The sequence below is a fragment of the Staphylococcus devriesei genome (genome assembly GCF_002902625.1).
Classification (GTDB): domain Bacteria; phylum Bacillota; class Bacilli; order Staphylococcales; family Staphylococcaceae; genus Staphylococcus; species Staphylococcus devriesei.
The window spans coordinates 1-510 of sequence record NZ_PPRG01000129.1 but is presented as its reverse complement, the minus strand read 5'-3'; the positions used below and the strand labels follow the sequence as shown (position 1 = coordinate 510).

Genomic DNA, 510 nt, shown 5'->3' with positions numbered 1-510 from the left:
CTATAAAAGTTTTGTTTTGAGGAAAATTCATCTTATAATATAGGTCTTGTATCGATATTGTCTTAAAATCATTAACATAACTATTCATTTGATTATTTAATTTTTTTACTAATTTTTTAAAATCTGTTTTATTTAAAAATAAACTCAACGTAATTACCAAATCAAAAATATAGCTACCGTTCATTGTTGGGGTATAACTTTTTTTATAAACTTTATTATAATTTGCAAATATATTTGATTTACTTAAAGATTTAGCAATCTTATAATCATAAAGTCTCTCCTCATGTGCACACACATTTCTAAACATATGAGCTTGTTGCAAAACGCTGTCTATATCTTTAGGATCAATTTGTAATTTTATATGATATTCCCTTTTAAGCTTATTTTTAAAATCTTTAGCAATTTTAATGCGTAAATTATCGTCAAGATTATTATACATTTTAGAAATACTACCTAATGTTATGTAATTCACTAATATCCATAATGGAACCCCGTTATGTGTATTAATGT

The 510-nt window shown here is 23.5% G+C and carries 1 protein-coding gene; it reads right to left on the bottom strand.

Annotated features, from left to right (window positions below):
• On the bottom strand, positions 1–439 hold a 439-nt coding region (locus tag CD147_RS11960; RefSeq protein ID WP_478212438.1), incomplete at its 3' end, for an Abi family protein.
• Positions 440–510: the final 71 nt, after the last annotated feature.